We start from the raw sequence: 26,687 nt of genomic DNA, 5'->3' as shown, positions 1-26,687 counted from the left end.
AGACGCGACGCCGCGTCAGTTGAACAGATCGGTTCGCAGCAGTGCGAACATCACGGCATGCACACGGTCGCGCAGCCCATTGCCGACGCCGACGGGGTCATCGTCGTAGGCCGCGTTCACCTGCGTTGCCGTCGAGTTGCCGAGCATCGCCAGCATCAGGTCGTTGCCGTACCGGACGCCGAGCGCGGGGTCCATGAACCCGCCGAGCACAGCGTCCGATGACACGACACCATCAAAACCCCATTCGCCGCGCAGGACGTCCTGCAGAAGCGGCTCGCTGCCACCCGCCCATCGTCCACCGATGTTGATGAATGAGCTCATCGCGCCCCAGGCATCTGCCTCCTTGACGGTGATCTCGAACGGTCGCAAGTAGAGCTCGCGCATCGCCTGCTCGTCAGCGAAGATGTTCACACCGGTGCGGGCGTTGGTCTCCTGCTCATTCAGCGCGAAGTGCTTCATGAACGTGAGAACGTCCTTGCTCTGCGCACCTGCGACCATCGCCGCGCTCATCTTGCCGGACACCAGCGGGTCCTCGGAGAAGTACTCGAAGTTGCGACCGCCGAATGGCGTGCGGTGCAGGTTCATGCCCGGGGCGTACCACCCCTGTACCCCGTAGGCATTGGCTTCGGCACCGACCGCTTCACCCATCTCGCGCGCCAGCTGCTCGTTCCACGTCGAGGCGATGACCACCTCCGTCGGGAAGGACGCCGCGGTCAATGAGCTGAACAGCGAATTCAGGCCGGCAGGGCCGTCCAGCAGGATCGCGGACGGCACCCCGAGGCGCTCGACCGGCTCGGTCTTGTACGCGCCCTTGGAGAACACCGCGGTGAGCTCGTCGCGGGTGAACTGGTCGAGGAACGACTCCCACGTCGGATCGTCGTAGTCGAGACCTGCGAGGTCTTCTAGTTGCAGTCCGTTGTCGGCGCCGTAGGTCGGCTCCTCGCCCGAGGTCGCCTCGAAAGTCGGGTTCATGAATGCGAGCAGCTCGTCGGATGCCGTGGTCTCGACATCGGAGGCGTCCGGATACGTGCCCTCCCAGTCGTTGCGCGACAGGTAGGTCAGGTCACCGTCGGCGTACTCGAAGCGATTCTCGAGAGCGGCTCCCGTGGCAGCATCCGTGTCGTACACCACCGTGTCGGCGATCTCGATCGGGAACGTGCCCACGGGAGTGTGCACGTCGGTGCCCACCGTGATCTCGTAGGTGCCTGCCTCCAGGACATAGGCCTCCCGGTCCGCAGCATCCCACGAAGCCATGTCCCGCACGGCGAAGGTGACCGTCACATCCTCCGAGGCACCCGGTTCGAGCATCGACGTCTTGGCGAAGCCCGCAAGCTCGATCGAGGACTTCTCAACGCCTCCTGGCGTGTACGGGGCGGAGTAGTAGACCTGGACGACGTCTTTGCCCGCCACCTCACCGGTGTTCGTCACGGTCACATCGACGCTGATCGTGCCATCGTCAACGACCGGCGCCGCGGTCTGCCAAGTGAAGTCGGTGTAGCTGAGTCCATAGCCGAAGGGATACTGCACGGCGGCCTGATATCCGGCCTCATCGTCCTGGTACCGCGTCTCGTAGTAGCGGTACCCGATGTAGATGCCCTCCTCGTACTCGTACAGTCCACGGGACGCGTTCTCGTATTGGAAGTTGCCGAAGTTCTCTGACGCCGGTGCACTATCGACGTCATAGGCGTAGGTATCGGTGAGATGTCCAGACGGATTCACGTCACCCGCGAGGACCATCGCGAGAGACACGGCGCCCTGCGGGCCGGGGGTGCCGATCCACAGTGCCGCGGTGATCTGCGGGTACTCCTCGAGGAAGCCGAGCTCCATCTGGTTGCCGGAGTTGATCACGACGATGACGTCGTCGAAACTCTCGGTCACGACATCGAGCAGTGCCTCTTGACCACCCGACACGCGCAGCTCATCGGCTGCGAAGTCCGCCCCCTCGACCCCATCGTTCCCGATCACGACGAGCGCGGTGTCGGAGAATTCCTTCGCCTGGGCCAGCACCGGCTCGGTGAGGTAATCGGGGTCTGGCTCCGTCTTCTTGCCGCTGCCGGTGAACAGACCGACCATCTGCTCGATGAAGCCCTGCGAGCCCTGTTCGGTCTCAGCGCCGGCATCTTCCATCGCGGCATACAGTTCGGAGTTGTACTCGATCCCCTGCCCTTCGAGCGCGTCGTAGAGGGTGACGGCCGATGACTGGTCGGCGCCACCGGAACCGCCTCCGCCGTAACGCAGGTTGAAGGATGCGAAACTGAACACGTTGAGCTTCGCATCGGTGAGCGGCAGTGCGCCCTCGTTCTCGAGCAGCACGATGCCTTCATCCGAGATGCGCCCCGCCAGTTCGGTGCCGTACTCGCGCGACTCGACCCCTTCCGGTGTGGACGAGTCGATCTGCAGCGAGGTCAGCCGCTGGACGTCGTTGATGACCGGGGCCACAAGCACGCCGATCACCACGATGACGACAGCGAAGATGCTCCACCCGACGATGCGTCGTGGGCGGTGCGCGACCTTTCGGTAGACGCGCTCGCGACGTCTGTCCTCCCGTCGCTCGGCGCGCGTCATCCCGTCGCGGTGCGCCTTGCGATCGATCTTCGCCTGCGTCTTCGCCGCGCGTGCTTCCGCACGATCTGCCGCCTTCGCCGCCTTCCGGTCGGCGGGAGACATTGCTCCCAGCTCAGCGCGGCGGGCGCGCCGCTCGGTCCGCTCGACCGCCACGCGCGCGAGCGCGTCCTGCTTGATCTCTTTCCGAGTTGCCACGTTGCTTCCCTTTCAACAATCTCTGCAAGTCCTGCTGCTATTCGCTCAGGCGCGCACGCCGGTGCGCTCGCCACGCCGCGAAGAGCTGACGCGCCCCGCGCCAGAATCGTCCGTTCACCATCACCAGCAATGCGTCGAGCATCGCGTCGTTCACTGCGCCGCCCGACATCCGCGCTATGGAACGAAACGGCAGATCCAGAGCGAACCGCGTGTTATTGGCGGCATGCGGCCTCCCCAGCAGCATCAGCACATCGCTGCTGCGGTCGATCACGCTGTAAAGGACGCTCGCGAACCCGCCGCGCCCCTTCGTCTGCGCGACGATGTCGTCGCGCGTCAGCGGACGGTTCGACTGCCACGTCGCCGGTGGCAGTTCACGCCCCAGCAGGGTCTGGAACTCGTCATCCGTCACCCGATCCACGTGACCGCTGCGGTAATGCTCGAGTCCGGATGCGAGGTCGAGATCACCCTGGCCTTCCACCCTGATCGATGCGCGCAACCGGATGTCCCTCGACGATGCCGCCGCGAGCACGGTGTACTCGCCCCCGATTGTGCGCCATGCGCCTGATACGGGGTCGTAGATGTCGAACGCGTGATCGGCATACTCGATGTGCACCGTCTTGATCTCTCCAGGCTGCAGCGCCACCTTCGCGAAGCCGCGCAGTTCGCGTATCGCTCGGAACCGCTCATCGGCAGCATCCGGGGCCTCGATGTACAGCTGCACGACCTCGGAACCGGCCACCTCTCCGGTGTTGGTGACGGTGATGTCGGCCGCTGCAGGGCCGACGATGAGATCGGAATAGGCGAACGTCGTGTAGCTGAGCCCGTGGCCGAATGGGTACCGTACGGACACCCCGGCCTTGTCGAAGTATCGATAGCCCACGTAGATGCTCTCGCGATGCTCACTCGTCGCTTCGGTGCGCCCGAACGTTGCCGAAGACGGAACGTCCGCGTACCGCAGCGGGTACGACTCGGCGAGCTTGCCGCTGGGATTCACCTGCCCGGTGAGCACGCGCACCACTGCACGCCCGCCCCCTTGCCCGGCGAGAGAGCTGTTCAGGATCGCGTCGACCTCGTCCGCGAACGGCAGTTCGACAGGAGCACCGCCGGCAAGGACCACCACGATGGGTACATTCAGCGCGATGAGCTCTCTCGTCAGCTGCAGCTGATTCGCGGCGAGACGCATGTGGGTGCGATCCACGGCCTCGGCCTCGGCCGATTCATCCAGTCCCAGAAAGAGCAGCACTCGGTCCGCACGCGCAGCCAGCCGCAGTGCCCGACGAAGACGTCGCGCGGAAGGCCGGTCTCGTCGGGCGAAGCCGGGTTCATAGCCGATGACGTCGAGAGCGCTCGCGCGCAGCGCGTCGAGTGCGGTCTCGGCGCGCGTCGGGTTCACGAGCGAACTGCCGGATCCTTGATACCGCGGCACTGCGGCGAAGTCGCCGATGACCGCGATCCGCCCGCTCTCGGGCGCGAGCGGGAGGATGCCGTTCTCGTTGCGCAACAGGACGAGCGAGTTCTCGGCTGCTTCGACGGCGAGATCGTGGTGGGCGTCCAAGTCCGCTGCCGGCGCATCCGGTGAGGGCGCGGTGCGCTCGATCAGTCGGAGCATCTCCTCGACGCGGTCATCGAGCACGCTCTCATCGATGGTTCCGGACTCGACAGCGGCGATGATCACCCGGTCGGTCACGCCGTCGGTCGAGGGCATCTCGAGCGCGTTGCCGGCGACCAGCCCCGCCACCCGGTCGTTGTTGCCGCCCCAGTCCGTCACGACAAGACCGTCGAAACCCCAGGACGTGCGCAGTACATCGCGCAGTAGGCTGACATTCTCGTTCGCGTAGGTGCCGTTGACCCGGTTGTACGAGCTCATCACCGTCCAGGGGTCGCCCTCGGCGACAGCGATCCGGAAGCCTTCGAGGTATATCTCGTGCAGCGCCCGCTCATCGACGATCTCGTCGATGCTCATGCGATGCGTCTCCTGACTGTTGACCGCGAAGTGCTTGGCACTCGCCGCAACGCCGCGCGACTGGATGCCGCGGATGAGTGCCGCAGCCAACCTGCCTGCGACCAGCGGATCCTCGGAGAAGTACTCGAAATTGCGACCAGCCAGCGGATTGCGCTTGATGTTCAGCCCCGGGCCGAGCAGAACGCTCACGCGCTCTGCCGCGGCCTCGGAGCCGAGCGCCGCACCGACACGAGCGAGCAGCGATGCATCCCAACTGGTCGCCAGCGCGACCGCCGGGGGGAAGCAGGTCGCGGGAAGGCTGTCGTTGAGACCCAGGTGGTCGGCAGCGCCGCCCTGCTTGCGCAGTCCGTGAGGGCCGTCGGTCAGCATGATCGACGGGATGCCGAGGCGAGGAACTGGCTTGGTGTTCCAGAAGTTCGCGCCAGACATCAGCGATGCCTTCTCGGCGAGCGTCATCGCTGAGCGTAGCCCTCGGATGCTGTCAGGTGTGGACACGATACGAGAGTCTACTCGAAGTTCCACCACCTGGTGGAACTTGTTCGACAGGCTCCGCCTGGCCGTCGAATACTATGGACGACGTGCCCGACCTCGAGGATCCAGAGCCCTCTCCCGCCGGCTATGCGACAGGCCGTGCGACGAAGAAGACCATCGTGGCGAGCGCCACCACCGCGTTCGCCGAGCGCGGCTTCTACGGAACGTCGTTGCGCAGCATCGCCCGCGAGGCCGGTGTCGATCATTCAACGCTGCTGCACCACTTCGGCAACAAGACGGCACTACTGCTCGCCGTGATCGAATTGCACGATCAACAGCAGCTGCGCGCTGCTGTGCCGCGCAAGCTCACCGCGGATGCACTTGTCGACGCGTTCACGCAGACTGCGGCCAGCAACCAGGCGACGCCCGGCCTGACGCAGCTGCTCTCGATCCTGACCGCAGAAGCCGGAGCTCCAGGGCATCCGGCGCGTGCCGCGCTGCAGCGCCGCCACAATCGGATCCGCACGGTGTTGACCCTGATGATCCGACGCCAGCGGTCTCGGCTCGGACTCCCCGACGACGGTCTGCGTGCCGAAGAGCGCGCGGCACTCGTCATCGCCACCTGGGACGGTCTGCAACTGTATGACGCGCTGCACCCAGGCGAACTGGACGTCCCGGCTCTCGTCAACCGGAGCCTGCGTGACGCATTCGGGCTGACGACCGCAACCGGCTAAACCGGGCCGCGATCATCGCGGCCCTCTGACAGCACTCACGGGGTTGCCCCGTCACCAGCGCGGGTGGACGGCGGCGCGGAAGCGGCGGTCGTAGAGCTCCCACACAGACGCGGTGAAGGCTTCGCCCAGGTCCGGTGCCGAGCCCGCCGCCGCGTTCGATCGAGCCTGCGCGACACTGCGGGCACCGGGAATCACAGACGAGACGCCTGGGAGCTGCGCGACCCACGCGAGGGCGGCCGTGGCCGGCTCGAGCCCGACGTCTCGGGCGAGTGTGGAGAACTCGTGCGCCGCTTCCACGCCCTCGTCGTAGTCGACGCCGGAGAAGGTCTCGCCCTGGTCGAATGCCTCACCCTGCCTGTTGAAGGTGCGGTGATCGTTCGCGGCGAAGACCGTGTCGCGGGAGTAGCGGCCAGAGAGAAGTCCGCTCGCGAGCGGCACTCGCGTGATGATGCCGACGCCGGCTTCGCGCGCTGCCGGAAGGACCTCGTCGAGCGGCTTCAACCGGAACGCATTGAGGATGATCTGCACCGTCGCGACGCGGGGACGTGCGATCGCGGCGAGCGCTTCGGCAGTCGTCTCGACGCTCACGCCGTAGTTCGCGATGGCGCCCTCCTCGACGAGGCGATCGAGTGCGTCGAACACAGCATCGTCCGCGTACACCGCGGTCGGCGGGCAGTGCAGCTGCACGAGGTCGAGCGTGTCGATGCCAAGGTTGCGGCGACTGCGATCGGTCCACCCACGGAACTTCTCGTACACATAGTTGGCCGGGATCTGCTCCTCGCGGCGCCCCATCTTGGTGGCGACGGTCAACTCGACATCCGGGTTATCGCGTCGCCACTGTCCGATGATCGATTCGCTGCGTCCGTCACCGTAGACGTCGGCCGTGTCGAAGAAGGTGACTCCGGCTTCCGCACTCGCATCGAGCACTGCGCGGGCGTCGGCTTCGCTCACTTCACCCCAATCAGCACCGAGCTGCCAGGTTCCGAGACCGATGGTGGAGACGTCGCGGCCAGTGCGACCCAGGGAGCGATGTTGCATGGCGCCGAGTCTACGGTGAACCGGGGTGAGGCCGGCCCGGCTGCTCGATCGCGGTACTGATATCCGCCGATGAGCAGTCTTCATCAAAGGACGCGGTACGCGTCATAGCGAACGCAGTCTGCGTCTCTGACTGCGGATGCGATCAGCAGGTGAATCGCCCCGGGTCTCGTGGAGGGTCTGAATTCCCGAGAGGATGAGACCTATGCCACCGATCTGCCGCTGGACGCGCTCGAGATGTCGCTGTGGGTTCGGGACCGGGCTGGCGAGGACGTCACGGGAGTCATTCAACATTCCGATGCGGGGACGCAATACACGGCTCTGCGCTACACCGAGCGGCTCGCGGAAGCCGGCGCGATCGCATCGATCGGGACCGTCGGTGACAGTTACGACAATGCTCTCGCAGAGAGCGTCGTCGGCCTCTACAAGACCGAGTGCGTGAAGATCGACGGCCCATTCCGCAGCGCCTGCGACCTCGAACTCGAACTCGCCACGCTCTCCTGGGTGCACTGGTTCAACGAGAACCGGCTGCACTCATCGGTCGGATACCTCACGCCCGTTGAGAAGGAGAACGAGTACTACCGTGAGATGAACTCCCAGAGCCAGCCGGCGCTGGGAGAACTCGCCCTCCACTAAACCTGGGGCGATTCACCCCGTACTACGAGGTATTTTCCGGTGGTCACACGCAACTCGCAAGTTGTACGCGAACCGACTATTCACGTGGTTCGCACTCAGTACTCTCCACACACTCCACGCACGCTCTGGCATGCGAATGGAGACAAAACAAAAACCCCTGTTTACCAGGGGTTTCGTGGCGGAGACGAGGGGATTCGAACCCCTGGTCCCCGTAAGAGGACTCCACCTTAGCAGGGTGGTGCACTAGGCCTGACTATGCGACGTCTCCAGGCATCCGGCCGAAGCGCGGACGCGTCATACCATCATAACCGGTCTCAGCGGTCGTCACGAACCGCACAGCATCCGACGGCCTCCATGAAGCGTGTGAGCCCGTACGGCAGAACACATCGATGGCTGTCTAGTCCATGTTCTGGGTGCGTTGAACATGGAATTTCATGCCTTTAGCGGTTTGAATTGACCGTATTGCACCCAGCAGCACAAGGTACGGGTGACATGAGCTTCAAGGAGTAACGATGAGCATTGCGGTTCAGGCAGACGCCTGCGTTGGTGCAGGACAGTGCGCTCTCGTCGCACCCGACGTGTTCGACCAGGACGACGACGGCATAGTGATCCTCCTCGAGAGCGATCCTCAGGGTGCAGATCTCGATGCCGCGAAGCGTGCCGTTCGCCTGTGCCCCGCACGCGCCATCACCCTCACTGAGCAGTGACCGCTTCGCGCGTCGTCATCGTCGGCGCCTCGATCGCCGGGCTGACCGCAGCCGAGACGTTGCGCCAGGAGGGCTTCACTGGTGAGATCGTGCTCGTCGGCGACGAGCCGCACTCCCCGTACAACCGCCCGCCGCTGTCGAAGCAGATCCTCAACGGCGCGTGGGAGCCCGACCAGGCGATGATCCGCACGGTGGAAGAGCTCGCCTCGCTCGATATCGACCTGCGCACCGGATGCGAGGCGACAGCCCTCGACATCGATGCCCGCATCGTCCAGACGACGCAGGGCCCACTTGCGTTCGATGAGCTGATCATCGCCACCGGCACCGCCCCACGCAGCCACCCGCTGGTGCCCGACGCGCAGACTCTGCGCACTCTCGATGATGCGGTGCGCCTTCGCGACGCCGCCACGTGCTCGGCGCGCGTCGCGGTCATCGGCTCGGGGATCCTCGGTTCTGAGATCGCCAGCGCCGCCCGTAAGCAGGGCGCCGAGGTGCTGCTCGTCGGCCGGTCCGGCGCCCTCAGCTTCGGCAGCGTCGGCACCCTGCTCAGCGACCGCTTGGCCGAACTCCACCGCGACAACGGCGTCGAACTCATGCTCAACGCCTACGTCATCAGCTCGACCACGGACGGTGACGAGACCGAGATCGCCTTCGACACCGGCGAGACCCGCATGTTCGACCTGGTCGTCACCATGATCGGCGGCATTCCCCGCACCCAGTGGCTCGCGTCATCCGGTCTCGATATCGCCCAAGGCGTCGCCTGCGATATCGACGGCGTCGCAGCTCACGGCATCTCGGCCATCGGCGACGTCGCCGCATGGCAGGACCCCTCGACCGGGCAGCACCAGCGCGCCGAGCACCAGAGCTACGCGATCGAGCAGGCGATCAGCGTCGCGACCCGACTCGTGCACGGCACCACGAGCCCGTCGCCTGTGCCCCTGTTCTGGTCGGAGATCCACGGCACCCGCATCAACGCCTACGGCTGGTTCAGCCCGCAGCACCCGCTCGTCACGGCACCAGCCGCGTCCGATGCTCGCGGCATCGTGCTGCTGAGCCGCGACGGCGCTGACCAGGTGCGCGGCGCGATCGGCTGGAACGCCTCCCCGCGGGAGTTCCGCACCGCCCGCGCCTCTGTCGTACTACCCACCCCCGACCTCGCCCCTCACCACTGAAAAGAGATGGATCGATGACGACCGCCACTCAATGCCCGTTCGTTGCCCGCTCGCTTCCCGGCGACGGCACCCCGCTCACCCCTTCGCCCACTCTCGCCGCGTGGCGCGACGAGGCCGCGTTCGTGCCCCTCGACTTCCAGGACGGGCACGAGGGGCTCGTCGCCACCCGCTATGACGCGGTGCGCAGCGTGCTCGAGGACCCGCGCTTCAGCATGCGCCCCGGCCGCATGCCCGTCGGCCCCGATGGCGCTGGTTCCGGCGACAGCGCCGCGGTGCCACTCGAGGCCGCCGGAGATCTCGACGAGGCGGGCCAGCGCTCTGACGCTCTGAACCTTCTGAACCTCGACGGCGAGGTGCACTCGAAGCTGCGCCGCGCCGTCACCGCCCGCTTCTCTGTGCGTCAGGCACGCTCACGCGAACCGTGGATCCAGGCGATGATCGCCCGCGAGATCGAGCGCCTGCGCACACTCGACCGCGACATCGACGTGTGGCGCGACTACGCCCAGCCAATCTCCGCACGCACGCACTGCCACGTCATCGGCATCCCCGAGCACCACTACGAGACCTTCGTGGCGCTGTTCGTGGAGGAGTCGACGGCACAGCAGAAGTACGACTTCATTCGGGCACTGCTCGAAGAGCGCAAGAACAATCCGGGCGAAGACGTCATCACCGACCTCCTGAACAACCCCGACCTGGACCGCATCGAGGTCGAGGGCCTGCTGCGTCTGCTGATGGGCGCCGGGCGCGACTCCGTGGCGTACCTCATCGCCACAGCATCCGTCGCCCTGCTCACCAACCCCGAGCAGCTGGGGACCCTACGGGCGGACGCCGAGAAGATCCGCCCCGCGGTCGAGGAGTTCATGCGCGTCGGCGCGATGTTCGTCACCCTCTTCGCGCGCACCGCACTCGAAGACGTCGAGATCGACGGCACCACGATCCCTGCAGGCACGTCCGTGTCGGTCTCGCCGGTGGCCGCGAACCGCGACCCCGAGCACTGGGAGCAGCCCGAGGAATTCGACGTGGAGCGTGACGCCTTCGGTCACCTCGGCTTCGGTCACGGCATCCACGGATGCATCGGACAGCAGGTCGCACGCGTCGAGATCCGTGAGGCGCTCACGGATCTCCTGGCCTCGTTCCCGAATCTCGCACTCGTCGATGCAGAGCAGCTCACGCCTCAGCCGTTCGCGCACCCCGTCGCCGTCTACGAGGCCGGCCACGTTCTCGTGCGACTCGGGGAGGACTGAGAACGCACGGTGCTCGCCCCCGTCGAACTAGCATTGCCGTTGAACACCACGACAGGCGGAGTGCTGATGACCGACGACGATAACGCCGTGCTGGTGAGCGCGAACTGGTACCGGTTCTCATCGGGCGAGCGCATCGTCAACCCGCACGTGATGAGCACATCGTTCGTGTGGATCGTCAGTGGCGGGGGCGAGATCCGCGTAGGCGGCCAACAGTTCACGGTCGACGCTCAGCACGTGTTGCGCATGCCGTGGCACCACCACGTCGAGTACCGGGCGAATCGGCGCGGTCCGTTCCACATCGGAACGATCCACGTCGTTCCCCGCCACGCCAGAACGACCCCGGTGATCCCGCGCGTCGCGCATCTGCCGGGCGACCCGCTGCTCGAAGACCCGGCACGCAGCGGCAATCCAGCGGCGTTTCGGCCGGGGGTGACGTCGATGCAGAACAGTTCGGCCCGGCGTATCACCGAGTTCGGCACGATGGCGATCGAGAAGCTCAGCGAGGGCGGGTTCGATGAGACCTACTTCCGTTACCTCGGGCGGCTCATCCTCATGGAGAATTCCGCGTGGGCCGACACCCACGCGCAGCAGGCGACGCTGCCGGGCTCACTCGAACTGATGATGACGTACGTGCGTCATCACATCGCCGAGCGGCTCACGGTCGCACAGGTGGCTGATGCCGCCCGCTGCAGTGAGACCACCGCTCAGCGCCTGTTCACCCGCCACCTCGGTGAATCCATGCAGGCGTGGATCCGTCACGTGCGCCTGCGCGAAGCGGCGAGCCTGCTGCGCAGTACAGGCCTCCGCGTCGGCGAGGTCGCGCATCTCGTCGGCTATCAGGATCCCCTCTACTTCTCACGCGCCTTCCGCCGCGCCTACGGCGTCGCGCCCAGTCAGTTCGCCCGCGCGACGCTGCGGCCCTGAGTGCGGATGCCGCCGGGTTTCGTCTCGCTGGCGACCGCTCTACGATCGGGGTGGGAGCGCAAGGCTCCGGCCTGCCGCCGCGATCGCCTGAGCCCCTAAGATCGGGGGCATGCCCCAGGTGACGACTCGTCCCGCACCCGGCACGCGTCTGCGTGGCTTCTCCTCCGGCATCATCCTGGCGCTGGGCGTCCTGGTCGTCCCCTCGCGCTCGCTGTCACCTTCAACAGCCAAGCAACGCCCGACGCCGACGCGTATGTGCGCATGGCCTTCGCGCAGGTCGCCGGTGCAACGATCACGATCGGCACCGCCGTGGGACTCGTCGTCCAGCGCATCGTCCGACGCAGCCCGCTCCGCGACACCGCATGGTTCGGACTCATCGCCGTCGTCATCATTGCGTGGCAGGCCTCCGGCCTGTCGAGCACGGCTGATACCCTCCTCACCCGCCTCGGCCTGCTCTAGACGGCTTCCGCGAGGGGCCGGCCTTGCCCAGCGGCCCGCCCGGCATCCGCTGGCCGGAAGACGAACACAACTCTCCGCTCGTCCAGTCCATGTTTCGGCGTTCACGCATCCTTCTTTCTCCCGCTCAGATCCGTAGATTCGACAGATAGGATCGCGCAGACTCTGCGCTCAGATGTGAGGAGCCACACATGGCCGCACACCGTCGCCCGTTCGGGCGCACCGGTTGGAATATCAGCGAAGTCTCCTTCGGCGCATGGCAGCTGGGTGGACAGTGGGGACCGGTCGATGACGACGCGTCTGTTCGCACTCTGATCGACGCCTACGAGCAGGGCATCAACTTCGTCGACACGGCGGAGATGTACGGCTCCGGGCACAGCGAAGAGGTCGTCGGCCGCTCACTTCGCGAGTGGTCTGGCGAGCGCATCTATGTCGCAACGAAGGTTCAGCCCGTCAAGTGGCCCCACCCCTCAGTGAACGACCCCGACATCGCCGCAGGCTATCCGACCGACTACATCCGCACCCAGGTCGACCAGTCGCTGCGCCGGCTGGGCGTGGAACGACTGGATCTGCTGCAGCTGCACTGCTGGATGCCGGGAGGCATGCACGATCAGACATGGCTCGAGGTGCTGCGCGATCTGAAGGCCGAGGGCAAGATCGACAGGATCGGCGTCTCGCTGCGCGACTACCGCGCAGACGAGGGCGTTGCGATCGCCGAATCGGGTCTGATCGACTCGATCCAGGTCATCTACAACATCTTCGAGCAGAAGCCGGAGCAGGCGCTCTTCGCGGCCGCAGCATCCACCGGCACCGCGATCATCGCGCGCGTCGCACTGGACTCCGGTTCGCTCAGCGGCACTTGGACCGCCTCGTCTTACGACGAGTGGGCGGATGACTCCGTGCTGAAGGGCATGTTCCGCGACGAGCGCTTCGCCGAGACCCTCGCGCGTATCGAGGCGATCAAGGCCGTGACCTCCCCGCACTACGACTCGCTCGCCGAGGCGGCTGTGCGCTTCGTGCTCGACCGCCCAGAGGTGTCGACCACGATCGTGGGCATGACCTCGCAGAAGCGCATCGCGAGCAACCTGGCGTTCGCAGACGGAGAGGGCCTCGTTGACGGACTGCGCGAGCGTCTCGCCAGCTTCGAATGGGAGAGGAACTTCTACGTATGAGCACGTCACCCGCAGCTATCGAACGTCTGAGCCCCGAACAGATCGAGGAGCGCCTCGCGGCGGTATCCGTCGCCTATCTGCCGCTCGGTTCGCTGGAGTTCCATGGTCCGCACCTGCCCATCGGACTCGACGCGCTCACCGCCTACGGCATCTGCCTCGGAGCCGCCGAGCAGCACGGCGGCGTCGTGCTGCCTGCGTACTATCAGGCTGTCGGCGGAGAGCACATGCGCTACCCGTGGACGATCATGAGCTCCTCCCCCGAGAGCATCGCGACGCTGCTCGCCGAGACACTCTCGCGGCTCGACGAGATGGGCGTGCGCCGCGCGGTCATCCTGAGTGGTCACTTCGCCGACGAGCAACGCGACCTGGTCATGTCTGTCGCCGACCGCTGGAACGCGACCGGCTCGTCGATGGTCGCCATCGCGCGCACGCTGGCGCAGGCTCCCGAGCTACCAGTGGCCCCTGACCACGCAGGGCGATTCGAGTCGCTCATGCTTCACGCGATCGACCCCACGCTGGTCAACGTCGGGCTGCTTCCGGATGCCGCGTCCTTCCCCGCGCCCGCGGACGAGGACCCCTACGGCCAGCAGCGTCACAGCGCCGAGCACCCGCTGCACGGCGTCTTCGGCGCCGACCCGCGCAGGCTCGATGTCGACAGCGCGGCGGGGCTGATGGCGCACTACGTCAGCTGGATCGCTGGCCTGGCGGAAACGGCCTGAACCTCCGCGCAGTACAAAGAAGAAGCGCCCGGTCGGTTTCACCGATCGGGCGCTTCTCAGTTACCTGAGGCGTCGACTCAGAAGTCGAAGTCTCCGATGTTCTCCTTGTCGAAGACGTAGGGGGCACCCAGCAGCACCGTGGCGTCAGCGCCGACCGTGAACTTGCCGAGATTGCCGGCCTCGAACGTGTCGCCCTCAGCGCCCGTGATGTCACCCTGGATCAGAGCATCAGCAGCGAAGGCCGAGAGGTAGCCGAGGTCTTCCGGGTTCCACAGCGCGAAGGCGGTGACGGTGCCGTCAGCGATGTACTCGCGCATCTGGTTCGGCGTGCCGAGACCGGTCAGCGCGACCTTGCCCTTGTAGTCCGAGGTAGACAGGTAGCGAGCAGCAGCCGAGATGCCGATGGTGGTCGGCGAGATGATGCCCTTCAGGTTCGGGTGCGACTGCAGCACGGCTGCGGTCTTGTCGAACGAGATCTGCTCGTCGTCGTCACCGTAGACGATCTCGACGATCTTGATGTCGGGGTGGTCAGAGGCGAGCAGCGCCTCCATCTTCTCGATCCAGACGTTCTGGTTGGTCGCGTTGGCCGTGGAGGACACGATCGCAATCTCGCCGGCTCCACCGATCTGCTCGGCGATCAGGTCGACCTGCACCTTCGCGATGCCGTCGGCGGTCGCCTGGTTGACGAACAGGTCGCGACACTCGGGGTTGGTGTCGGAGTCGAAGGTAACGACCTTGACGCCGGCCGCGCGTGCCTCATCGAGCGCGTCGCAGATGGCCTTCGGGTCATTGGCCGAGACGACCAGTGCGCCGACGCCCTGCTGCGTCGCGGTGTTGATGTAGCTCACCTGAGCCTCGGGGCCAGACTCTGCGGGGCCGACCTCGGCGAAGGTTCCGCCGATCTCGGCGACTGCTGCCTGTCCACCCTTGCTCGACGTGTCGAAGTAGGGGTTTCCGATACTCTTGGGCAGGAACGTGATCGCGAGGTTCGCGTCTCCGCCACCCTCTTCAGGTGCTGCGCCACCACCGGACGCGCCGGTGTCGGCGCAGCCGGTCATGACCAGTGCTGCGGCAACCGCGACAGCGGCGAATGCTCCAACACGCTTGCGTGCAAACTTCATTGTTTTTCCTTTCATACGATCGACCACGACGGATGCCGCGGGCCGATGACGCAGCCTTGTTACTACGCTGTGGATGCTGCGACGAGTGGTGGTCCGGTTCGTCGCCGTCGAGACTGAAGCGAGTTCAGTGCGCTCGCACCGACGACGGACAGGATGAGGAGCACGCCGGTGATCACCATGATCACGTCGGACGTGATGTTGGCAAGGCGCAGCGAGCTGGAAAGCACACCGATCAGAAGCACAGCGGCGACGACGCCGTAGATCTGACCTCGACCGCCGAAGACCGAGACGCCGCCGAGCACGACGGCCGCGATCACCTGCAGTTCAAGCCCGGTGGCATTGTCACCGCGCGCGCTGCCGAAGCGGAGCGTGTAGTAGATGCCGGCGAAGGCCGAGATGACGCCGGCGAGCACGAACAGGGTGAACTTGGTGCGCTCGACGTTCACTCCCGAGAACCGTGCGGCATCCTTCGACAGGCCGATCGCGAAGATGCCGCGACCGAACGGAGTGAAGTGCAGCACGACCACGAAGATCACGAGCAGGATCAGGAACGGCACCATGATGTACGGGATCGTGGTTCCGGCGACCTTCGCTTTGGCGAGTGCCGTCCATGCCTCGGGGAAGTCGGTCACAGCGGTCGTGCCGAGGATCCCGACCGCGAGGCCGCGAAAGAGCGCCAGGGTGCCGATCGTGACGGCCAGCGACGGGAGCCCCACGACAGTGACGAGGAAGCCGTTGAAAGCTCCGCCGACGATGCCGACCGTGAGCGCGAGGAGGGCGGCGACCTCGAAGGGCAGACCGATGTGCACCGCACCGCCGGTGACGACGCTGGCAAGACCCACCATGCTTCCGACCGACAGGTCGATCTCGCCGGTGATCATGATCAGCGCCATCGGCAGAGCGATCAGCAGAATCGGTGCGATGTCGAGCAGCAGGTAGTTGAGCGTGATCGGCTGCGCGAAGCCGCGCACCGTGATCATCGAGAAGGCGACGACGACGATCAGTAGCCCGACGATCGCGGTCTCGCGTGTCAGCAGGAGGCGGCGCCAGAGCGGCTTCTCGAAGTCGCGGGCGACGCGATTCGTGCTGGTGGTCGTGGCGGTCGTCATGACTCGTCCCTCGATTCGATGAGTCGCTGCTTCTGTCTGACCGCGAGCCAGCGGTCGAGCACGATGGCACCGATGATGAGCACGCCGACGACGGCCCGCTGCCAGAAGTCGGGAATTCCGAGGATGGGCAGGGCGCGGTTGATGGTCATCAGCAGCATCGCGCCAATGGCGGCACCCCAAACTGTGCCTACGCCTCCCGTGATCGCGACTCCGCCGATGACGGCCGCACCGACAGCATCCAGCTCCCAGCCGGCCCCGGCCTGCGAGCTGACCGAGCCGTAGCGCGATGCGTAGAAGACGCCGGCGAGACCTGCCAGCGCACCCGAGAGCACGAAGGCGGAGATGACGCGGCGGGTGACCTTGAGTCCGTAGAGCTCTGCGGCTGCGGGGTCCGATCCGATCGCGTAGTACTCGCGTCCGCCGCGGGTGTTGCGCATGTACCAGGCGGCGATCGCCAGCACGATGATCGCGACGATCGCGAGGATCGGGATGCCGGCGAGCTGCCCCGTGCCGATGGCCAGGAAATCCTTGGGCATATCGGAGGCGTTCACCCGGGTGCTGCCTGCCCACATCACATTGATGCCGCGGTAGGCGTACAGCGTGCCGAGCGTGATCACCATGGCGGGTACCTTGGCGTAGGCCACGAGCGCGCCGTTGACGAGGCCGAGCAAGCTTCCGAACAGCACGGCGAGAAGCACGACCACGGGGATCGGCAGCATCGGGAGGTCGATGAACAGTCGGCCGGTGAGGTAGGCGGAAAGGCCCATGACCGAGCCGACCGACAGGTCGACGTTGCGCGTGACGAGAACGATCGCCTGTCCGACGGCTACCAGCGCCAGGATCGACGGCGTCAGCAGCAGGTCGCGCCAGCCGTCGGAGCTGAACAGGAACGACGGGTTCGTCGTGATGGTGGCGATCATGACGAGCGCGAGCACCAGAAGGATGCCAACCTCACGCGCCTTGCTGAACACGCCGATCTTCTTCGTGATCCCCGACACGGGGATCTTCGTGGTGGAGGTGAAACTCACGAGTGCTGCTCCGATGCGTGCGTGGCGGCGAACATGACGTTCTCGCTGGTGGCGTCTGCGCGGTCGAGCTCAGCCGTGATGCGCCCCTCGCGCATGACGAGAACTCGATCTGCCATGCCGAGGACCTCGGGAAGCTCGGAGGAGATCATGAGGATGCCCATGCCTTCCCCCGCGAGTTCCGACAGCAGACGGTGCACCTCTGACTTGGTGCCGATATCGATTCCGCGAGTGGGCTCGTCGATGATGAGGACGTCGGGGTTTGTCGCCAGCCACTTGGCCAGCACGACCTTCTGCTGATTTCCGCCGGAGAGGGTCGACGCGACGGTGTCGAGCGAGTGCGCCTTGACCTCGAGGCGGCTCGCCCACACGCGCGCTGCCGCATTCTCGCGGCCCGTGGTAATCAGGCCGAGCTGTAAAAGCTTGTCTTGGATCGCCATGGTGATGTTGCGGCCGACGCCGGATTCGATGACGAGGCCCTGCTTGCGGCGATCCTCGGGGACGAGCGCGAGACCCGCACGCATCGCGGCGGTCGGGCGACCGCGCTGAACGCTCTGGTCCTTCATCGTCACGGCGCCTTCGCGGTAGTCGTCCACGCCGAAGATGGCGCGGGCCACCTCGCTGCGGCCAGCGCCCACGAGGCCTGCGAGCCCCACGATCTCACCCGAGCGCACGACGAAGCTGATGTCGTGGAAAATGCCGGGAGAGGTGAGGTCCTTGACCTCGAGGATCGGCTCGCCGATGACGGCTTCCTGCTTGGGGAAGAGCTCGGTGACATCGCGGCCGACCATCTGGCGCACGAGGTCAGCCGGGTTGGTCTCGACGATCGGTACCGTCGAGATGTACGAACCGTCGCGCATGACCGTGACGGTGTCGCACAGCGCGAACACCTCGTCGAAGCGGTGCGAGATGAAGATGAGTCCGCGGCCCTCATCGCGCAGGCTCCGCGCGATGGTGAAGAGCCGCTCGACCTCCACGCCCGAAAGCGCGGCGGTGGGCTCGTCCATAATCAGGACCTTGGCATCGAGAGACACGGCCTTGGCGATCTCGATGACCTGCTGGTCGGCGATCGACAGTCCTTCTGCGGGTCGGTCTGGATCGATCGAGACACCGAGGCGGGTGAACAGGCGCTCGACCTCGTGGCGCATCGCCTTGCGGTCGATCCGGCCGAAGCGGCCGACGATCTGGCGCCCCATGAAGATGTTCTCTGTCACCGACAGATCGGGGAACAGAGTCGGCTCTTGGTAGATGACCGCGATGCCCGCGGCCTTCGACTGGGCGGTAGAGGTGAAGTCGACCTCTTCGCCGTCGAGTCGGAAGTCTCCGGCGTCGCGGCGGTAAAGGCCTGCGACGATCTTGACGAGCGTCGACTTGCCTGCGCCGTTCTCACCGATCAGTGCATGGATGGATCCAGCACGCAGGCTCAGGCTCCCGGATCGGAGCGCTATGACGGCGCCGAACGACTTGACGACCTTGGACAGTTCAAGGACCACTGCTGCGTCTTCGGTCTGCATGGGCACCTCCTCGTTGAGGGTATGAAAGATTCTGGCGGGTAAATGAATCGATTCATTTTCGTTCATGGATACTGTAGGCATCGCATCGACGGTCGGTCAAATCACAGATTGGACACACCGCGAGATCGATCCCGAAAATCCCGCAAATCAGGAGCATCATGACCCGTATCGCCTTCCAGATCACCGTCCACCCCGAGATGATCGACGAGTACATCGCCCGACACAGCCCGGTCTGGCCCGAGATGCTCGCCGAGATCGCGGCCTCCGGCCGCCGCAACTACTCGATCTTCCTCGGCGCCGGCGGAAACCTCTTCGGCTACTACGAGACCGACGACGAGGAAGCCTCTCGGGCGCACCTCGCAGCCTCCGAGGTCGCCGCGAAGTGGGAAGCCTCGATGGCGCCGTTCTTCGTGGGCGTGGAGGGCCGCGTCGATCAGGTCGCGACCCTCATCCCCGAGGTCTTCAACCTCGGTGACCAGCTCGCCGCCGTTGACGCCTGAAACCCTGATCAGCCGATCGTGGACTGCCGCACCACGAGTTCCGGCTGAAACCTGACCGCGCGTCCGCGCGGCTGACCCGAGTTCTCGCCGAGCAGCAGCTCGACTGCGGTCTCGCCGATCAGCCGTGCGGGCTGACGCACCGAGCTGAGCGGCACCACCGTCGCCGTGGCGAAGTCGATGTCGTCGTAGCCGATGAGGGCGATGTCGTCTGGCACCCGCACCTCGGCCATCAGCGCGAACGACTGCAGCAGTCCGACAGCGAGCAGGTCGTTGGCCGCGAAGACGGCATCCGGCCGATCCGCCGCCGCGCGAGCGAGCAGCGACTCCCCCGCCGTACGACCATGCAGCACCGCGAGAGCGGGGCGCTCGATGACCTCGAGCGTGGCGCCGGGAACAGCATCCACGGCCGCGCGAGCACCCTGCAGACGATCAGCCACCTGGCCGATCGAGCGAGGACCACCCACGAAGGCGAGCTTGCGCCGGCCGATCTCCAGCAGGTGCGCCGCCGCCATCCGTCCGCCCTCGATGTCATCCATCGCCACCGAGGTGAATCCGCCCTCGTCGATCTGTCGGTCGACGAGGATCACCGGAACGCCGCTGTCGCGCAGACCGTGCAGCAGCGACAGGTTGTCGGTCGTGGGAGTGACCAGCACGCCATTCACCCGCTGCTCACGAAACAAGTCGAGGTGCAGGCGCTCACGATCGGGCGACTCGTCGCTGTTGCCGACGAGCACCGTCATCCCGGCCTTCGCAGCGCGATCTTCGGCTCCGCGGGCGACGTCGGCGAAGAACGGGTTGCCGATGTCGAGCACGACGAGTCCGATGGAACGGCTGCGACCCGCGCGCAGCTGGCGCGCGGCGTCGTTGCGCACGAACCCCAGTTCGGCGATCACCTGCTGCACGCGTTCGACGGTCTGCGGAGTCACTCGTTCAGGATGATTGAGCACGTTCGAGACGGTGCCCACAGACACGCCCGCCTGCTGCGCCACGTCTCGCACACTCACGCCCATTTGCAGATCCTCGATCCTCTCGGCCCACAACACTACCCACCTGCGACCCACCGACGGCTAGTTCTTTGACACGTGACGACTCGTGCCGTACCCTGCTTGAAACGATTCATCCGTAGTCAGAGAGCACGCATCATGAGCATCCTCAACGCAGACATTCTCGCCGAACTCGAGAAACAGTCGATCGAGCTCCCCTCGTGGGCCTTCGGCAACTCCGGCACCCGCTTCAAGGTATTCGGCACGCCCGGCACACCCCGCGACCCGTTCGAGAAGATCGCGGATGCCGCGCAGGTGCACAAGTACACCGCGCTCGCTCCGGTCGTCGCGCTGCACATCCCATGGGACATGTGCGACTTCGGTGACCTGCGCACGCACGCGGAAGACCTCGGCGTCTCGCTCGGCACGGTCAACTCCAACACCTTCCAGGACGACGAGTACAAGTTCGGCGCTCTCACCCACGAGGATGCCGCGGTTCGCAACAAGGCGATCGACCACCACCTCGCATGCATCGACGTCATGGATGCCACCGGCAGTCGTGACCTCAAGATCTGGCTCGCCGAGGGCTCGAACTACCCCGGCCAGGCCGACCTCCGCGGCCGGCAGGACCGTCTGCAGGAGTCGCTTCAGAAGATCTATGCGCGGCTCGGCGACGACCAGCGCTTGGTGCTGGAGTACAAGTTCTTCGAGCCCGCTTTCTACCACACCGACGTTCCGGACTGGGGCACCTCCTACGCGCAGGTGTCCTCGCTCGGGGACAAGGCGATGGTGTGCCTGGACACCGGCCACCACGCTCCAGGCACGAACATCGAGTTCATCGTCATGCAGCTGCTCCGGCTCGGAAAGCTCGGCTCGTTCGACTTCAACTCGCGCTTCTACGCCGACGACGACCTCATCGTGGGCGCGGCAGACCCGTTCCAGCTGTTCCGCATCCTCTTCGAGGTCATCCGCGGCGGAGGCCTGAACAACCCCGATGTGGCGTTCATGCTCGATCAGTGCCACAACGTCGAGGACAAGATCCCCGGTCAGATCCGCTCGGTGCTGAACGTCCAGGAGATGACAGCTCGCGCGCTGCTCATCGATCGGGATGCTCTGACCGCGGCCCAGAAGTCGGGCGACGTTCTCGCGGCGAATGCCGTCTTCATGGACGCCTTCTACACCGACGTCCGTCCCGCTCTCGCCGAATGGCGCGAGTCGCGCGGCCTCGCCGGCGACCCGATGGCAGCGTACGCGGCATCCGGCTACCAGCAGAAGATCGCGGCGGACCGCGTCGGCGGCACGCAGGCCGGCTGGGGCGCGTAAGCGCGTCCGCCTCGAGACTCCCCACCTAAGGACACAGCATGACGAACCCCACCGCAGCCGCGCTCATCGCCCGGTCGAACCGCCTCGGCGCGGATCCGAAGAACACGAACTACGCCGGTGGTAACACCTCGGCCAAGGGCACCGCGACCGACCCCGTCACCGGCCAGCCGGTGGAGCTGCTGTGGGTCAAGGGCTCCGGCGGAGACCTCGGCACCTTGAAGGAGCAGGGCCTGGCCGTGCTCCGCCTCGACCGCTTCCGCGCTCTCGTCGATGTCTACCCGGGCATCGACCGTGAAGACGAGATGGTTGCCGCGTTGGACTACTGCTTGCATGGCAAGGGCGGCGCCGCGCCTTCGATTGACACGGCCATGCACGGCCTGGTGGATGCCGCCCACGTCGACCACCTGCATCCCGACTCGGGCATCGCGATCGCGACGGCCGCCGACGGCGAGGCGCTGACCACGAAGATCTTCGGCGAGAAGGTCGTGTGGGTGCCGTGGCGCCGCCCGGGTTTCCAACTCGGGCTCGACATCGCCGAGATCAAGAAGCAGAACCCTGCCGCGATCGGCTGCATCCTCGGCGGGCACGGCATCACTGCCTGGGGCGACACCTCGGAGGAGTCCGAGGCGAATTCGCTGTGGATCATCGACACCGCAGCCGCCTACATCGAGGCGAACGGCAAGGCTGAACCGTTCGGCGGCGTACGTGCCGGGTTCGAGGCGCTGCCAGAGGCCGAGCGTCGCGAGCGCGCGGCCGCTCTCGCAGGCACGGTCCGCGGCCTCGCGTCGACGGACAAGCCGATGGTCGGCCACTTCACCGACTCCGACGTCGTGCTCGACTTCCTGGCATCCGAGAACGCGCCCGCCCTCGCCGCCCTCGGCACCAGCTGCCCCGACCACTTCCTGCGCACCAAGGTCAAGCCGCTCATCCTCGACCTGCCGACCACGGCGTCCGTCGACGAGCAGATCGCGCGCCTGCACGAACTGCACACCGAGTACCGCGCCGACTACCAGGCATACTACGACGCGCACGCGTCGACAGCCTCAGCGGGGGCCGCGGCCAGTCCGGCCATCCGCGGCGCCGACCCGCTCATCGTGCTGATCCCGGGCGTCGGTATGTTCTCGTACGGTGCCAATAAGCAGACCGCCCGCGTGGCCGGCGAGTTCTACGTCAACGCGATCAACGTGATGCGCGGCGCCGAGGCACTGTCGACGTACTCCCCCATCTCGGATGCCGAGAAGTTCAACATCGAGTACTGGGCACTGGAGGAGGCGAAGCTGCAGCGGATGCCGAAGCCGAAGTCGCACCAGGGTCGCATCGCGTTCGTCACCGGCGCAGCATCCGGAATCGGCAAGGCCATCGCCACCCGTCTCGCCGCCGAAGGCGCCTGCGTCGTCATCGCCGACCTCGATCTCGAGAAGGCGCAGGCTGCCGCCGCCGAACTCGGGAACACGGATGTCGCGATCGGCGTCGCCGCCAACGTCGCGGATGCTGACGCCGTGCAGGCTGCGCTGAACGACGCCGTCCTGGCCTTCGGCGGTGTCGACCTCGTCGTCAACAACGCGGGGCTCTCCCTTTCGAAGCCGCTACTGGAGACCACAGAGAAGGACTGGGATCTGCAGCACGACGTCATGGCAAAGGGTTCGTTCCTCGTGTCGCAGGCTGCGGCCCGCGTGCTCATCGATCAGAAGCTCGGCGGTGACATCATCTACATCTCGTCGAAGAACTCCGTCTTCGCAGGCCCGAACAACATCGCCTACTCGGCGACCAAGGCCGATCAGGCGCACCAGGTGCGGCTGCTGGCCGTGGAACTCGGGGAGCACGGCATCCGCGTCAACGGCATCAATCCCGACGGCGTCGTGCGCGGCTCGGGCATCTTCGCTTCCGGCTGGGGCGCGAACCGCGCCGCGACCTATGGTGTGGAGGAGAAGGATCTCGGACAGTTCTACGCGAACCGTACGATCCTCAAGCGCGAAGTCGTGCCCGAGAACGTTGCGGACGCCGTGTACGTCCTGACCGGCCCGGAGCTCAGCCGCACGACGGGCCTGCACATTCCCGTCGACTCCGGCGTCGCGGCCGCGTTCCTGCGATGACTCCTCGCGAACCTGCAAAACCACGCCGAGACTGCACCTTATCGCGGCTGTTTCGGCGTGGTTTTGCGGTCTCGATGAGGGAGGGTTGGTGATGGGCGTGCGCGCGGTCGCGGCCGTCGATCTCGGGGCGACCAGCGGGCGCGTCGTGATCGGGCGCATCGGCGTCGACTCCCTGGAGCTCGAACTCGTCTCGCGATTCCCGAACAGACCTGTCGAGCGCGAAGACGGCCTGCACTGGGACTTCGACGCGCTCTACGACCACATCGTGGACGGCCTGGCGGAGGCGGTTCGGCGTGAACCCGCGATCGAGAGTATCGGCATCGATTCCTGGGCTGTCGACTACGGCCTACTGCGGGACGGAGAACTGCTCGCCGAGCCGTTCCACTACCGTGACGCTCGCACCGAGCGGGGCGTTGCCGAGGTGCACGAAGTCGTTCCATTCGCGGAGATGTACGCCCGCAACGGACTGCAGTTCCTGCCGTTCAACACGCTGTACCAGTACCGCGTCGACGAGCTGCTTGCGGATGCCGATACCGCCCTGCTCATTCCCGATCTGATCGCGTACCTTCTGACGGGCGCCAGTGTCGCCGAGCGCACGAACGCGTCGACGACCGGTCTCCTGGGAGTGCGCTCCGGTGAGTGGGATGCGGAACTGGCCGATCGCCTCAGCATCCGGACCGCGGCGCTCCCCGCCCTGGTCGACCCCGGATCAGTGATCGGGATGCTGCGCCCCGAACTCGCGGCGCAGATCGGGAAGGACCTCCCGGTGATCGCGGTCGGCTCGCATGACACGGCATCCGCCGTCGTCGCCGTGCCGCTCTCCTCCCCGAATGCGGCGTACATCTCCTGCGGCACCTGGGGTCTTGTCGGCGTCGAGCTCACCGAGCCCGTGCTGACGGATGCCGCGCGTGGTGCGAACTTCACCCACGAGCTCGGGGTCGACGGACGCTACCGCTTCCTCCACAACGTCACAGGCCTCTGGCTGCTCAGCGAAACGATCCGAGCCTGGGAAGAAGATGACGGCGCAACGATCGACCTCCCGGGGCTCCTGGATGCCGCGTCCGCCGTAACCGGCGACATCGCATTGTTCGACGCGAATGATGTGTCGTTGAGCGCTCCGGGCGATATGTCGACCCGTATCGCGGCGGTGCTGCGCGCGAACAGTTCGCCCGTTCCCGACAGTCGCGCCGCCTTCACGCGGACGATCGTCGAATCGATCGCCGCAGCCTTCACAACCGCCGTGCAGACCGCTGCTGACCTTTCCGGGCGCGAAATCGACAGCATCCATCTGGTCGGCGGCGGGTCACTCAACCGACTTCTCTGCCAAGCGACGGCCGACCGCTCGGGTCTTCCCGTGCTCGCGGGGCCCGTCGAAGCGACGGCGCTCGGCAATGTGCTGGTGCAAGCCCGAGCATTGGGCGCCGCCCCCGCGACGCTCGAGGAGCTGCGGGCGCTCGTAGCCCGCACGCACGCGCCGATCCGCTACGCACCGCGCTGACCGCCGGCGCATCGTGCTCGGTGCCCAGCACTTCGCGCGGCTCTAAGCCGTTCGCGCTGCAGAAGTTTCAGCCGCGTGAACAGGAACTAGCCGCGCGAACCACGGATAAGCAGCGCGAACCAGGAAACGACAGCGCGACCAGGCGCGACCCTACCGAACGTTGCCGTTCGAGCACGTCTGCTGTGCAGCCGAGTTGCCCTTGATGGTGTCGGGAAGCGCCACCACGTTCTCCGGAGGCGTCGCGGGAGCCTCGGTCGCCGACTGGTCAGGTGCCGGAGGCACCGGCTCCTGAACCACGACGCCGTCGTTGTCGGTGTTCTGGTGCGTCACCTGCAGCTGCTGGTTGGCGTTGATCGCGTCCCACATCGCCTGCGCGGCCTGAGTGTTCGGCACGACCTTGTTGGGATCGTCCGAGTCGGTGTACGTCGGGTACTGCAGGAAGACGATGTCCTCGAACGGCACATCCTTGACCGCGAGTGCGACCTGCACGATCGTCATGGGGTTCGTCAGCGACGTGCTGGCCTCGAGGTTGCTCAGCGCGGTGTTCGCGAGTCTGAGCATCGTCGGCACGTTGCCGAGCACTTCGCCGCTGATGAGCTTGCGAGCAAGGCTCGACATGTACTGCTGCTGGTTGCCGATGCGGCCGAGGTCGCTGCCGTCGCCGACGCCGTGACGGGTGCGCAGGAACTGCAGCGCTTCAATTCCTGCCACGGTATGCGTACCAGCCGCCAGGTCAAGGCCGGTGTGCTTATCCTTGATCGGGGTCGCCAGACACACATCGACGCCGCCGATGGCATTGGTGATCTCGATCACGCCGCCGAACGTGACCGCTGCCGCGAACTCGATGTCCTGCCCGGTGAGCTGGCTCACGGTCTGGACCACACAATTAAGCCCAGCGTCCATGTAGGCGCTGTTGAGCGGCTGTTTGCGCATCCCCGAAGTCGTGCTGCCGTCTTCGCGCGTGCACTCCGGAATGGGGAGCATGAGGTCACGGGGGAAGCTCACCGCAGTGATGCGACGCGGCTCTTCTGAGACGTGGACCAGGATGTTCACGTCGTTGAGGTTGCCCTCAGCATCTGGCCCGTCGCAACGGTCGCCGAAGTACTGCGCGTACGCGTCCTCGCAGGTGTCGGTGCCGACCAGCAGCAGATCGAACCCGCCCTTGAACTCGCTGATGTCCGGCGGGATCGGCTTCTGCCCCTCGAGCTCGACCGCATCCGCGGTGGCCGTGCCATACAGATCACTGACGACGAAGGCGCCGACGCTGACACCGCTCACGAGAACGACAGCGAGTGCGATGCCGAGAATCTTGAAGAACTGGCCGATCGGGCCCGGGGTGCGCAACTGGCCGTGGCGGGCCACGGTCTTACGACGGCGAATCTTCGCGCTCACTCAGTGCCTTTCATCTGCGGAGCCCTTCAGCGCTTCTGCGGAGGGCGTGGGATTCGAACCCACGAGACATTTCTGCCCACTGGTTTTCAAGACCAGCTCCATCGGCCGCTCGGACAGCCCTCCATCGCCGGAAGAA

22 protein-coding genes and 2 tRNA genes are annotated in these 26,687 nt (G+C 65.9%); 13 read left to right on the top strand and 11 right to left on the bottom strand.

The features are described 5' to 3' along the window. Window positions 1-15 precede the first annotated feature (15 nt). Both ACTU6V_RS05160 and ACTU6V_RS05155 read right to left on the bottom strand, forming a co-directional pair. A complete protein-coding gene (locus ACTU6V_RS05160) occupies window positions 16-2,760 on the bottom strand; it encodes a glycoside hydrolase family 3 protein (protein ID WP_443475121.1) in 2,745 nt (914 codons plus the stop codon). Window positions 2,761-2,797: 37 nt separating this feature from the next. Beyond that, window positions 2,798-5,218, bottom strand: a complete 2,421-nt coding sequence (locus ACTU6V_RS05155) for a glycoside hydrolase family 3 C-terminal domain-containing protein (protein ID WP_443475120.1) — start codon at window positions 5,216-5,218, stop codon at window positions 2,798-2,800. Between the two features lie 83 nt (window positions 5,219-5,301). Here ACTU6V_RS05155 and ACTU6V_RS05150 point away from each other — a divergent pair, with 83 nt between their 5' ends. Then, on the top strand, window positions 5,302-5,928 hold the full coding sequence (locus ACTU6V_RS05150) for a TetR/AcrR family transcriptional regulator (RefSeq protein ID WP_443467606.1): 627 nt from the start codon (window positions 5,302-5,304) through the stop codon (window positions 5,926-5,928). 51 nt (window positions 5,929-5,979) lie between these two features. Here the strand turns inward: ACTU6V_RS05150 and ACTU6V_RS05145 are convergent, their stop codons facing one another. Beyond that, window positions 5,980-6,966, bottom strand: coding sequence for an aldo/keto reductase (locus ACTU6V_RS05145; RefSeq protein WP_443475119.1), 987 nt, complete (start codon window positions 6,964-6,966; stop codon window positions 5,980-5,982). 168 nt (window positions 6,967-7,134) lie between these two features. Here ACTU6V_RS05145 and ACTU6V_RS05140 point away from each other — a divergent pair, with 168 nt between their 5' ends. Continuing rightward, window positions 7,135-7,599: an integrase core domain-containing protein gene (locus tag ACTU6V_RS05140; RefSeq protein ID WP_443475118.1), complete on the top strand. Its 465-nt coding sequence runs from the start codon at window positions 7,135-7,137 to the stop codon at window positions 7,597-7,599. Between the two features lie 176 nt (window positions 7,600-7,775). Here the strand turns inward: ACTU6V_RS05140 and ACTU6V_RS05135 are convergent. Next, a tRNA-Ser gene (locus ACTU6V_RS05135) sits at window positions 7,776-7,867 on the bottom strand. A 244-nt stretch (window positions 7,868-8,111) separates the two neighbouring features. Here ACTU6V_RS05135 and ACTU6V_RS05130 point away from each other — a divergent pair. The 7 genes from ACTU6V_RS05130 to ACTU6V_RS05100 all read left to right on the top strand — a co-directional run bounded on the left by ACTU6V_RS05130 (window position 8,112) and on the right by ACTU6V_RS05100 (window position 13,993). Continuing rightward, the gene (locus tag ACTU6V_RS05130) at window positions 8,112-8,306 is read left to right on the top strand and encodes a ferredoxin (RefSeq protein ID WP_443475117.1); all 195 of its coding nucleotides are present in this window, start codon (window positions 8,112-8,114) and stop codon (window positions 8,304-8,306) included. After that, complete coding sequence (locus ACTU6V_RS05125; protein WP_443475116.1) at window positions 8,303-9,478, top strand: NAD(P)/FAD-dependent oxidoreductase; 1,176 nt, start codon at window positions 8,303-8,305, stop codon at window positions 9,476-9,478. Before ACTU6V_RS05130 ends, ACTU6V_RS05125 begins: the two co-directional genes overlap by 4 nt. Window positions 9,479-9,492: 14 nt before the next feature. Next, entirely contained in the window at window positions 9,493-10,722 is a 1,230-nt protein-coding gene (locus ACTU6V_RS05120) for a cytochrome P450 (protein ID WP_443475115.1), read from the top strand. A gap of 66 nt (window positions 10,723-10,788) precedes the next feature. After that, window positions 10,789-11,646: a helix-turn-helix transcriptional regulator gene (locus ACTU6V_RS05115; protein WP_443475114.1), complete on the top strand. Its 858-nt coding sequence runs from the start codon at window positions 10,789-10,791 to the stop codon at window positions 11,644-11,646. A gap of 261 nt (window positions 11,647-11,907) precedes the next feature. Beyond that, window positions 11,908-12,105: a hypothetical protein gene (locus tag ACTU6V_RS05110; RefSeq protein ID WP_443475113.1), complete on the top strand. Its 198-nt coding sequence runs from the start codon at window positions 11,908-11,910 to the stop codon at window positions 12,103-12,105. Between the two features lie 188 nt (window positions 12,106-12,293). Then, window positions 12,294-13,274: an aldo/keto reductase gene (locus tag ACTU6V_RS05105; protein WP_443475112.1), complete on the top strand. Its 981-nt coding sequence runs from the start codon at window positions 12,294-12,296 to the stop codon at window positions 13,272-13,274. Further along, on the top strand, window positions 13,271-13,993 hold the full coding sequence (locus ACTU6V_RS05100) for a creatininase family protein (protein ID WP_443475111.1): 723 nt from the start codon (window positions 13,271-13,273) through the stop codon (window positions 13,991-13,993). Before ACTU6V_RS05105 ends, ACTU6V_RS05100 begins: the two co-directional genes overlap by 4 nt. Window positions 13,994-14,070: 77 nt before the next feature. Here ACTU6V_RS05100 and rhaS read toward each other — a convergent pair whose 3' ends face one another. The 4 genes from rhaS to ACTU6V_RS05080 all read right to left on the bottom strand — a co-directional run bounded on the left by rhaS (window position 14,071) and on the right by ACTU6V_RS05080 (window position 18,762). Continuing rightward, the gene (gene rhaS, locus ACTU6V_RS05095) at window positions 14,071-15,114 is read right to left on the bottom strand and encodes a rhamnose ABC transporter substrate-binding protein (protein WP_443475110.1); all 1,044 of its coding nucleotides are present in this window, start codon (window positions 15,112-15,114) and stop codon (window positions 14,071-14,073) included. 62 nt (window positions 15,115-15,176) lie between these two features. Further along, window positions 15,177-16,223 carry an ABC transporter permease gene (locus tag ACTU6V_RS05090; RefSeq protein ID WP_443475109.1) on the bottom strand — a complete coding sequence of 349 codons (1,047 nt, stop codon included), beginning with the start codon at window positions 16,221-16,223 and terminating at the stop codon, window positions 15,177-15,179. Continuing rightward, window positions 16,220-17,143, bottom strand: a complete 924-nt coding sequence (locus ACTU6V_RS05085; RefSeq protein ID WP_443475330.1) for an ABC transporter permease — start codon at window positions 17,141-17,143, stop codon at window positions 16,220-16,222. The genes ACTU6V_RS05090 and ACTU6V_RS05085 overlap by 4 nt, the downstream gene beginning before the upstream one ends. 104 nt (window positions 17,144-17,247) lie before the next feature. After that, complete coding sequence (locus tag ACTU6V_RS05080; RefSeq protein ID WP_443475108.1) at window positions 17,248-18,762, bottom strand: sugar ABC transporter ATP-binding protein; 1,515 nt, start codon at window positions 18,760-18,762, stop codon at window positions 17,248-17,250. Window positions 18,763-18,920: 158 nt separating this feature from the next. Between ACTU6V_RS05080 and ACTU6V_RS05075 the strand changes: the two genes are divergently transcribed. Next, window positions 18,921-19,262 carry an L-rhamnose mutarotase gene (locus tag ACTU6V_RS05075; RefSeq protein ID WP_443475107.1) on the top strand — a complete coding sequence of 114 codons (342 nt, stop codon included), beginning with the start codon at window positions 18,921-18,923 and terminating at the stop codon, window positions 19,260-19,262. Between the two features lie 8 nt (window positions 19,263-19,270). Here ACTU6V_RS05075 and ACTU6V_RS05070 read toward each other — a convergent pair whose 3' ends face one another. Beyond that, window positions 19,271-20,272, bottom strand: a complete 1,002-nt coding sequence (locus tag ACTU6V_RS05070) for a LacI family DNA-binding transcriptional regulator (protein WP_443475106.1) — start codon at window positions 20,270-20,272, stop codon at window positions 19,271-19,273. A 132-nt stretch (window positions 20,273-20,404) separates the two neighbouring features. On the opposite strand from ACTU6V_RS05070, the gene rhaI reads away from it, so the two are divergent. The 3 genes from rhaI to ACTU6V_RS05055 all read left to right on the top strand — a co-directional run bounded on the left by rhaI (window position 20,405) and on the right by ACTU6V_RS05055 (window position 25,159). Next, window positions 20,405-21,568, top strand: a complete 1,164-nt coding sequence (gene rhaI, locus ACTU6V_RS05065) for an L-rhamnose isomerase (protein WP_443475105.1) — start codon at window positions 20,405-20,407, stop codon at window positions 21,566-21,568. Between the two features lie 38 nt (window positions 21,569-21,606). Beyond that, window positions 21,607-23,661, top strand: coding sequence for a bifunctional aldolase/short-chain dehydrogenase (locus ACTU6V_RS05060; RefSeq protein ID WP_443467710.1), 2,055 nt, complete (start codon window positions 21,607-21,609; stop codon window positions 23,659-23,661). Window positions 23,662-23,752: 91 nt separating this feature from the next. Then, the gene (locus ACTU6V_RS05055) at window positions 23,753-25,159 is read left to right on the top strand and encodes a rhamnulokinase (protein WP_443475329.1); all 1,407 of its coding nucleotides are present in this window, start codon (window positions 23,753-23,755) and stop codon (window positions 25,157-25,159) included. A 150-nt stretch (window positions 25,160-25,309) separates the two neighbouring features. Here the strand turns inward: ACTU6V_RS05055 and ACTU6V_RS05050 are convergent, their stop codons facing one another. Next, window positions 25,310-26,551, bottom strand: a complete 1,242-nt coding sequence (locus ACTU6V_RS05050; RefSeq protein WP_443467711.1) for an LCP family protein — start codon at window positions 26,549-26,551, stop codon at window positions 25,310-25,312. A 38-nt stretch (window positions 26,552-26,589) separates the two neighbouring features. After that, window positions 26,590-26,674, bottom strand: a tRNA-Ser gene (locus tag ACTU6V_RS05045). Window positions 26,675-26,687 lie beyond the last annotated feature (13 nt).

Origin of the sequence: Microbacterium zouquanmingi (genome assembly GCF_052266675.1) — a bacterium.
In the GTDB taxonomy this organism is placed as follows: domain Bacteria; phylum Actinomycetota; class Actinomycetes; order Actinomycetales; family Microbacteriaceae; genus Microbacterium.
The sequence above is the reverse complement of the archived record's forward strand: the minus strand, read 5'-3'. Positions and strand labels throughout refer to the sequence as shown.